13 protein-coding genes and 1 pseudogene are annotated in these 8575 nt (G+C 62.3%); 13 read left to right on the top strand and 1 reads right to left on the bottom strand.

Annotated features, from left to right (window positions below; all coding sequences use genetic code 11):
- A pseudogene (locus DBR22_RS23825) lies at nucleotides 1–1077 on the top strand (hypothetical protein); the annotation flags it as partial.
- A gap of 30 nt (nucleotides 1078–1107) precedes the next feature.
- Nucleotides 1108–1233 carry a hypothetical protein gene (locus tag DBR22_RS24475; protein ID WP_258229142.1) on the top strand — a complete coding sequence of 42 codons (126 nt, stop codon included), beginning with the start codon at nucleotides 1108–1110 and terminating at the stop codon, nucleotides 1231–1233.
- 25 nt (nucleotides 1234–1258) lie between these two features.
- Here DBR22_RS24475 and DBR22_RS10755 read toward each other — a convergent pair whose 3' ends face one another.
- Nucleotides 1259–2695: a GH1 family beta-glucosidase gene (locus tag DBR22_RS10755; protein WP_108599011.1), complete on the bottom strand. Its 1437-nt coding sequence runs from the start codon at nucleotides 2693–2695 to the stop codon at nucleotides 1259–1261.
- A 479-nt stretch (nucleotides 2696–3174) separates the two neighbouring features.
- Here DBR22_RS10755 and rpsJ point away from each other — a divergent pair, with 479 nt between their 5' ends.
- Genes rpsJ through rpsQ form a run of 11 tightly spaced genes read left to right on the top strand, consistent with a single transcriptional unit; the run spans nucleotide 3175 to nucleotide 8551 of the window.
- Nucleotides 3175–3483: a 30S ribosomal protein S10 gene (gene rpsJ, locus DBR22_RS10750; protein WP_038464699.1), complete on the top strand. Its 309-nt coding sequence runs from the start codon at nucleotides 3175–3177 to the stop codon at nucleotides 3481–3483.
- A 17-nt stretch (nucleotides 3484–3500) separates the two neighbouring features.
- Complete coding sequence (rplC, locus tag DBR22_RS10745; RefSeq protein ID WP_108599010.1) at nucleotides 3501–4151, top strand: 50S ribosomal protein L3; 651 nt, start codon at nucleotides 3501–3503, stop codon at nucleotides 4149–4151.
- 4 nt (nucleotides 4152–4155) lie between these two features.
- Complete coding sequence (gene rplD / locus DBR22_RS10740; RefSeq protein WP_108599009.1) at nucleotides 4156–4779, top strand: 50S ribosomal protein L4; 624 nt, start codon at nucleotides 4156–4158, stop codon at nucleotides 4777–4779.
- Nucleotides 4776–5081, top strand: a complete 306-nt coding sequence (rplW, locus tag DBR22_RS10735; protein WP_018773664.1) for a 50S ribosomal protein L23 — start codon at nucleotides 4776–4778, stop codon at nucleotides 5079–5081. The genes rplD and rplW overlap by 4 nt, the downstream gene beginning before the upstream one ends.
- Nucleotides 5082–5110: 29 nt before the next feature.
- Nucleotides 5111–5950, top strand: a complete 840-nt coding sequence (rplB, locus tag DBR22_RS10730; RefSeq protein ID WP_056344386.1) for a 50S ribosomal protein L2 — start codon at nucleotides 5111–5113, stop codon at nucleotides 5948–5950.
- 12 nt (nucleotides 5951–5962) lie between these two features.
- Nucleotides 5963–6244, top strand: coding sequence for a 30S ribosomal protein S19 (rpsS, locus tag DBR22_RS10725; RefSeq protein WP_011692805.1), 282 nt, complete (start codon nucleotides 5963–5965; stop codon nucleotides 6242–6244).
- A gap of 38 nt (nucleotides 6245–6282) precedes the next feature.
- Entirely contained in the window at nucleotides 6283–6648 is a 366-nt protein-coding gene (gene rplV, locus DBR22_RS10720; RefSeq protein WP_009358304.1) for a 50S ribosomal protein L22, read from the top strand.
- Nucleotides 6649–7497, top strand: a complete 849-nt coding sequence (gene rpsC, locus DBR22_RS10715; RefSeq protein WP_108599008.1) for a 30S ribosomal protein S3 — start codon at nucleotides 6649–6651, stop codon at nucleotides 7495–7497.
- A complete protein-coding gene (gene rplP / locus DBR22_RS10710; protein WP_108599007.1) occupies nucleotides 7498–7914 on the top strand; it encodes a 50S ribosomal protein L16 in 417 nt (138 codons plus the stop codon). It abuts the gene before it with no gap.
- Nucleotides 7915–7916: 2 nt separating this feature from the next.
- A complete protein-coding gene (rpmC, locus tag DBR22_RS10705; protein ID WP_108599006.1) occupies nucleotides 7917–8246 on the top strand; it encodes a 50S ribosomal protein L29 in 330 nt (109 codons plus the stop codon).
- Nucleotides 8243–8551, top strand: a complete 309-nt coding sequence (gene rpsQ, locus DBR22_RS10700; RefSeq protein ID WP_108599005.1) for a 30S ribosomal protein S17 — start codon at nucleotides 8243–8245, stop codon at nucleotides 8549–8551. The genes rpmC and rpsQ overlap by 4 nt, the downstream gene beginning before the upstream one ends.
- Nucleotides 8552–8575 lie beyond the last annotated feature (24 nt).

Raw genomic sequence — 8575 nt, 5'->3', positions numbered from 1 at the left:
GTTTTGGTCCTTTCTGCCGTTGGCTTTACTGCCTCACACGTGGAGAATCTCCCGCGGCTCTACCCTCCGGCGGCCTTGGCGGCTCTCGGTGGCGGGGTCATCCTCGCAGCGGAGGCGTACACCAACGTGCCTGGTGTTTGGGGTGGATTCCTGCCGTGGCTGACGGGCGCCGGGGCTGCGTCTGCCGTCCTGTACGCTGCCCGGCTGTTCCGCAGCATCCCGCTGCAGGGTGACCCGGTGCGTCGCTGGTCCCTTGCGGGGGCCGCTTTCCTGGGGCTCATCATGGCGGCCCTGGCCGGGGTCCGGCACGATGCAACGTCCTGGACGGCGGCTGCCGTGGTGGCCGTCGCCGTCGGCGTCGCCTACCGGGAAGCGCCACTTCGGTCACGGCGGCTGGTCCTGGAGGCGGGTGCGCTCCTGCTGACCGCAGCAGTCCAGCGCGCTGCACTGTTCGAGCTTGATGGGAGGGGCGGCAGGATGTGGGCCGGACTGCCCGATCCGTTCTGGGTGGTTCAGTGGTACGTGGTCCTGGCAGCTGGCCTCGGTGCCCTGAGGTATCTGTCCGGCAGTCCATCAGCAGGACGGTTCCTGACAGGTGCCGCCGCTGTCCTGCTGTCGGCCAGTGGCCTCGGCATACTGTTCGGTGGCGGCGGCGGCCAGCAGCTCTGGGTCCTGGTACTTTTCGCACTGCTCCTGGTGGCAGGTCTGGGCCTGGGGGAGCGGCTGTTCGTCTGGTGGGGTGCCGCCGGGGTAGCGGCCTGCATCCTGTGGGCGATGAGGAACTACACGTTCCTGCTGTTGGCCGTGGTCGCCGCGGGGCTCATCGCTTTTGCCGTCTGGCGCCTGAACCGGGGCCCGGTTTCCGGCCAGGCGGCTGGCCCGGCAGCCGGCCCGGCAACTGGTCCATTTCCCGGCCCAGCAACTGGTCCATTTCCCGCCCCATTTACCGGGCCGGCCACCGGTCAGGCATTGGGGCCGGAAGGCGGCGGGCCCGAGTCTGCCGGACCCGGGCCCGCCGGGCACGAGCCTCTTGGACCTGACCCTGCGGGACCCCGGGATCCTTACAGCAGGCCCTGATACTGTTGCTGGGAACGAGAGGAGTACATCATGGAATGGCTGATTTTTCTGATCATTGCGGCTGCAGTGGTGGCCGGAGTGTTCTGGGCCAAGAAGCATTTCCGCAACGAGATTGACCGCGCCAAGCGCATCAACCGGGCGAACAAGAACCAGTAACCTGCCGGCCGGCAGCCCGGATGCGTCAGTCTTGCTGCCGGTTCCGGGCCTGGCTGAGAGCCTGGTACCAGTAGAACGATTCCTTCGGGGTCCGCTCCAACGTATCGAAATCCACGTGCACCAGCCCGAATCGCTGGGAGTAACCGGCTGCCCACTCGAAGTTGTCCATCAGCGTCCACACGTAGTAGCCGCGGAGATCAACATCGTGGGCGATCCCGCCCGGGGCCGTCGCCTCCATGGCGTGGCGCAGGTGCCCGGCAATGTAGTCGATCCGCTGGTGGTCCTGGATAGGTCCGGTCACGTGGTCCGGTTCGGGGAAGCTGGCTCCGCTCTCAGTGATGTAGAGCGGGGGCAATGCGTGAGTGTAGCGGTCTTTCAGTTCGCGCAGCAGGATTCCCAGATGATCCGGAGCAACCGGCCAGCCGAAACCCGTTGCCTCATACTCCTCAAACGGCACCTGGTGGGCAGGAATCCGGATCATTGCTTCAGCCGGAACTGTCAGGTCATCACCGGCGCCCTGGCCGGCAGCCACTTTCACCGGCTGGTAATAGTTCACGCCGTAGAAGTCCAGGGGCTGGTGGATGTTGCGGAGATCGGCGTCGGAAATCCTGGGCATGGAACGGAACCACGGCTTCGCGAGCCGGAGGGCGAAGGGGTAGCGGCCAAGCAGGATCGGGTCAGCGTAGATCCGGTTCAGCATCAGGTCGAAGACTTTCGCTGCGGCCCTGTCGGTGACCTTTCCTGTTGCAGGCCGGACGGGGGAGTGCAGGTTGGTCACGCCGATGCCGCCGCGGACCCCTTCGGCCCGTAATGCCTGGACGGACAGGCCGTGGGCGAGGAGCTGGTGGTGGACGGCGGGAAACGCCTCGAACAGCAGGCCTTGCCCGGGCGCATGCACTCCGAGGGCATAGCCGTTCAGCACCACCGAGGCGGGTTCGTTGAGCGTGACCCACTGGTCGACGCGGTCACCGAACCGCCGGCCGGCTGCCGCAGAATACTCTGCGAACCGTTCCGCGGTGGCCCTGTTCATCCACCCGCCGCGGTGTTCCAGGGGCAACGGGGTGTCCCAGTGGTACAGGGTAGCCATGGGGGAGATGCCGGCCTCGAGCAGCTGATCGATCAGCCGGTCATAAAAGTCCAGGCCCTGTTCGTTGAAGGCGCCCCGGCCGTCCGGCTGGATCCGCGGCCACGAAATGGAGAACCGGTAGGAATCCACTCCGAGTTCGCGCATCAGCGCCACATCTTCGGGAGAGCGGTTGTAGTGGTCGCACGCCATCGCAGGGGAGTGGCCGTCCATGATGGCGCCGGGTTTCTCCGAGAAGGCATCCCAGCCCGATGGACCGCGGCCGTCCGTGGCGAGGGCGCCTTCGATCTGGAAGGCGGCCGCGGCAACCCCGAGGGTGAACGAACGCGGCAGGCGTCCGGCCAGATCCCGAATGGATACGTCATGTTCGACGGTCATTCCCTTATCATCCATTCGGATGTTGCCGAAGGCAATGACCTGGACGGACCGCGGCGGGAACTCCGGGTGGCGCCGCCGGCGGCGCCACCTGCGGAGACGCCGTCGGACGCGGTAGCGTGCGCCTGCGCACGTCCATTAGCCCAGATTCGCTTCTGCGCATAATATCCGGCATACTAGATGAGTTGTTCAAGCGCTTCTTCGTGTCCCGATCCGGATAATGCCGGGTGTCAGGGTCCAAGTTGAAGACCAAACATAACCCACTCCCCATGGAACTGCGGATTTGTATGCGTGCTAAGCGCGACACGCCCGACCGCGGGGGTCGGTTACGCCGGCAGGTTGAGGAACCCGGATTCTTCCGGATTCAGCTTGTGCGGCGGGTGGCAGTTCAGACTTCAAATGCTTCGGCAGCCACATGCAACACGAAAGTAAACAGAGCAGCCCTACTCAGAGCAGCACTAACTGAAAGAGAGTCAGGCGACATGGCGGGACAAAAAATCCGCATCCGGCTGAAGTCATATGACCACGAGGTCATTGATGTTTCAGCACGGAAGATCGTTGAGACGGTCACGCGCGCAGGCGCCACGGTAGTTGGCCCCGTGCCGCTTCCGACGGAGAAGAACATCTACTGCGTAATCCGCTCTCCGCACAAGTACAAAGACAGCCGCGAGCACTTTGAAATGCGCACGCACAAGCGTCTTATCGACATCATCGATCCCACGCCCAAGGCTGTCGACTCGCTCATGCGTCTCGACCTGCCGGCAGACGTGAACATCGAAATCAAGCTGTAGGGAGGTGCTGAGAGACTATGACCGCAACCCGTAACGTAAAGGGCCTGCTGGGCACGAAGCTCGGCATGACCCAGGTCTGGGACGAGAACAACAAGCTCATCCCCGTCACTGTGGTCCAGGCAGATTCGAACGTCATCACCCAGCTGCGCAACGCAGACACTGATGGCTATGTCGCTGTTCAGATCGGCTACGGCCAGATCGATCCCCGCAAGGTCACCAAGCCGCTGGCTGGTCACTTTGAAAAGGCAGGCGTCACGCCTCGCCGCCACGTCGTCGAACTGCGCACCGCAGATGCTGACACTTACGAGCTGGGCCAGGAGCTTTCTGTTGAGCTCTTCGAAGCCGGCCAGAAGATCGACGTTATCGGCACCACCAAGGGTAAGGGCTTCGCCGGTGTTATGAAGCGTCACGGCTTCCACGGCGTTGGAGCTTCCCACGGTGCCCACAAGAACCACCGTAAGCCCGGTTCAATCGGTGGCGCATCCACCCCGAGCCGCGTCTTCAAGGGCATGAAAATGGCCGGCCGCATGGGCGCCGTTCGTCACACCACGCTGAACCTCACGGTTCACGCTGTTGACGTCGAGAAGTCGCTGCTCCTGATCAAGGGTGCCGTCCCCGGCGCCCGCGGCCAGGTCGTACTCGTACGCACCGCCGTGAAGGGAGCCTAGTTAGATGACTAGCACTGTCAAGGTAGACCTGCCTGCAGAGATCTTCGACGTTCAGACCAACGTGCCCTTGCTGCACCAGGTCGTCGTTGCACAGCTCGCTGCTGCTCGCCAGGGTACCCACAAGACCAAGACCCGCGCCGAGGTTTCCGGTGCAGGTCGCAAGCCGTTCAAGCAGAAGGGCACCGGCCGCGCCCGTCAGGGTTCAATCCGTGCTCCTCACATGACCGGTGGTGGCGTTGTCCACGGTCCCACACCGCGTGACTACAGCCAGCGCACCCCCAAGAAGATGATTGCTGCTGCACTGCGCGGCGCACTCTCTGACCGGGCACGCAACGGACGCATCCACGTTGTTGCTGAACTGGTGGAGGGCACCAAGCCGTCCGTCAAGAACGCACTTGCAACCTTGCGCGGAGTTTCCGAGCGCAAGAACCTGCTGGTTGTCATCGAGCGCGCCAACGACGTTGCAGCACTTTCCGTGCGCAACCTCGCCGGTGTTCACGTTCTGTACGCAGACCAGCTGAACACCTACGACGTACTCGTCTCTGACGACGTTGTCTTCACCAAGGCTGCCTACGAAGCATTCGTTGCTGACAAGGCAGTAGCTAAGAACGAGGAGGATGCCAAGTGAGTGCAGCCACCATCAAAGACCCGCGCGACGTCGTGCTTGCACCCGTCGTATCGGAAAAAAGCTACGGCCTGATCGATGAGGGCAAGTACACCTTCCTGGTGGACCCCCGCTCGAACAAGACCGAGATCAAGCTGGCCGTGGAGAAGATTTTCTCCGTCAAGGTCGAATCGATCAACACCATCAACCGTGCCGGTAAGCGCAAGCGCACCAAATTCGGATGGGGTACCCGCAAGAACACCAAGCGTGCAATTGTGAGCCTCAAAGAAGGCACCATCGACATCTTCGGCGGTCCGCTCTCGTAGCGGAGACCACTTTAACGAGGAAATAAATTATGGGAATCCGTAAATACAAGCCGACTACCCCGGGCCGTCGTGGCTCGAGCGTAGCGGACTTCACTGAAATCACGCGGTCGACGCCGGAAAAGTCGTTGGTACGTCCCCTCCCGAAAAAGGGTGGCCGTAACAACTCCGGTAAGATCACGACCCGTCACAAGGGTGGTGGCCACAAGCGCCAGTACCGTCTGATCGACTTCCGTCGCCACGACAAAGACGGCGTCAACGCCCGCGTTGCCGAAATCGAGTACGATCCGAACCGCACGGCTCGCATCGCCCTCCTGCACTACGTTGATGGCACCAAGCGTTACATCATCGCCCCGAACAAGCTCTCCCAGGGTGACGTAGTAGAAGCAGGTTCCGGTGCTGACATCAAGCCCGGCAACAACCTGCCCCTGCTCAACATCCCGGTTGGTACCGTAATCCACGCAGTTGAACTGCGTCCGGGTGGCGGCGCCAAGATGGGCCGCTCCGCCGGTGCATCGATCCAGCTTGTTGCCAAGGAAGGCCGCTTCGCCCAGCTGCGTCTGCCTTCCGGCGAAATCCGCAACGTTGACGTGCGCTGCCGCGCAACCGTCGGCGAGGTCGGCAACGCCGAGCAGTCGAACATCAACTGGGGTAAGGCCGGCCGCATGCGCTGGAAGGGCGTTCGCCCGACCGTCCGTGGTGTCGCGATGAACCCGGTTGACCACCCGCACGGTGGTGGCGAGGGTAAGACGTCCGGTGGACGTCACCCCGTCAACCCGAACGGTAAGCGGGAAGGCCGCACGCGCCGCCCCAACAAAGAGAGCGACAAACTCATTGTTCGTCGCCGTCGTACTGGCAAGAACAAGCGATAGGAGCCTGGACACATGCCACGCAGCCTGAAAAAAGGTCCTTTCGTTGACCAGCACCTCTTTGTAAAGGTGGACAGGGAAAACGAAAAGGGCACCAAGAACGTCATTAAGACCTGGTCCCGCCGTTCGATGATCATCCCCGACATGCTCGGGCACACGATCGCCGTACACGACGGACGCAAGCACATTCCGGTGTTTGTCACTGAGTCGATGGTCGGGCACAAGCTCGGCGAATTCGCTCCCACGCGGACATTCCGCGGCCATGTCAAGGACGACCGTAAGGGCAAGCGCCGCTAGGCGCCTGCACTTACGTCAAAGACGAGAGAAGGAAAGCAATGGAAGCCAAGGCAATTGCGCGCCACATCCGCGTAACGCCTATGAAGGCCCGGCGCGTCGTCAACCTTGTTCGTGGTTTGCAAGCGAATGAGGCTCTGGCAATTCTGAAGTTTGCCCCACAGGCAGCTTCAGAGCCGGTATTCAAGGTAGTTCAGTCGGCAATCTCCAACGCCCGGGTCCTCGCGGACCGCGACGGCGTGGCGTTTGACGAAGGTGACCTCATCATCAGCGAAGCGTTTGTTGATGAAGGCCCGACCATGAAGCGGTTCCAGCCGCGTGCCCAGGGTCGTGCATTTCAGATCAAGAAGCGCACGAGCCACATCACCGTGGTAGTCGCTACCCCGGAGAAAGAGGAGGCTCGCTAAGTGGGACAGAAAGTTAACCCGCACGGGTTCCGACTCGGCATCACCACCGATCACGTATCGCACTGGTTTGCTGACAGCACCAAGGCCGGCCAGCGTTACAAGGACTTCGTTCGCGAAGACATCCGTATCCGCCAGCTCATGTCAGTTGGCATGGAGCGCGCCGGTATCGCCAAGGTTGAGATCGAGCGCACCCGTGACCGTGTCCGCGTGGATATCCACACGGCACGTCCCGGCATCGTTATCGGCCGCCGTGGCGCCGAAGCAGACCGCATCCGCGGCGAGCTGGAGAAGCTCACGGGCAAGCAGGTTCAGCTGAACATCCTCGAGGTCAAGAACCCCGAGATGGAAGCTCAGCTTGTTGCCCAGGGCGTGGCTGAGCAGCTGACTTCACGCGTGGCTTTCCGCCGTGCGATGAAGAAGGCCATGCAGTCCGCGCAGCGTGCAGGTGCCAAGGGCATCCGTATTGCTTGCTCCGGTCGACTGGGCGGCGCAGAAATGTCCCGCTCGGAGTTCTACCGCGAAGGCCGTGTGCCCCTGCACACCCTCCGTGCGAACATCGACTACGGCTTCTACGAGGCCAAGACCACCTTCGGCCGTATCGGCGTGAAGGTCTGGATCTACAAGGGCGATGTCACCTCCAAGGAACTGGCTCAGCAGGCAGCTGCTGCTCCGTCCCGTGGCCGTGGCGCCAGCGACCGTCCGGGCCGCCCGGGTGGCGCTGACCGCAGCGGTGCCGACCGTGGTGACCGCCGTCGTCGTACCGACCGTCCGGCAGCAGAGGCAGCTCCGGCTGCCGCCGCTCCGGCAGGTGAGGCTGCACCCGCTGCAGTAGAAGGAGGACAGGCTTAAATGCTTATCCCACGTCGAGTCAAGCACCGTAAGCAGCACCACCCGGGTCGTTCCGGAACTGCTACGGGCGGCACCAAGGTCTCCTTCGGTGAGTACGGCATCCAGGCCCTGAGCCCGGCATACGTCACGAACCGTCAGATCGAGTCCGCACGTATCGCGATGACCCGCCACATCAAGCGTGGCGGCAAGGTCTGGATCAACATTTACCCGGACCGTCCTATCACCAAGAAGCCTGCCGAAACCCGCATGGGTTCCGGTAAGGGTTCACCGGAATGGTGGGTCGCTAACGTCAAGCCGGGCCGGGTTCTCTTCGAGATCTCCGGCGTCGAAGAATCGGTAGCTCGCGAGGCCCTGCGCCTGGCAATCCACAAGCTCCCGTTGAAGGCACGCATTTTGCGTCGCGAAGGTGGTGAATAGAAATGGCAGTAGGATCCAAGGAACTTGCATCCGCACAGCTGGACACGTTCGACAACGAGCGCCTCGTTGAAGAACTCCGTAAGGCTAAGGAAGAGCTGTTCAACCTGCGTTTCCAGTCCGCCACCGGTCAGCTGGAGAACCACGGTCGTCTGCGCGCGGTAAAGAAGGACATCGCACGCATTTACACCGTTCTCCGTGAGCGCGAGCTGGGCATTCGTGCCGAGGTTGCCGCACCTGTTGTGGAAGCCAAGGAAGAGAAGAAGTCCAAGAAGGCAGCAACCAAGAAGGCCGAGCCGGCTGAAACGGTTGAGACCGAGGAGGATGCCAAGTGAGTGAAAAGGACGAGAACGTGACGGAAACTGTTTCCGCGGCAGCTACGGCTGCCGAGCGCGGTGACCGTAAGACGAAGCGCGGCTACGTGGTCTCGGACAAGATGGAAAAGACCATCGTTGTCCAGGTTGAGGACCGCGTAAAGCACGCCCTTTACGGCAAGGTCATCCGCCGCAACACCAAAATCAAGGCTCACGACGAAGAGAACACCGCCGGCATCGGCGACCTCGTTCTCCTCGCCGAGACCCGCCCGCTGTCCGCTACTAAGCGGTGGCGCCTGGTCGAGATCCTCGAAAAGGCCAAGTAACACCTGCAGCTCTGGTTCCAGAGC

Origin of the sequence: Arthrobacter sp. HMWF013 (genome assembly GCF_003061105.1) — a bacterium.
Lineage (GTDB): Bacteria > Actinomycetota > Actinomycetes > Actinomycetales > Micrococcaceae > Arthrobacter.
The sequence above is the reverse complement of the archived record's forward strand: the minus strand, read 5'-3'. Positions and strand labels throughout refer to the sequence as shown.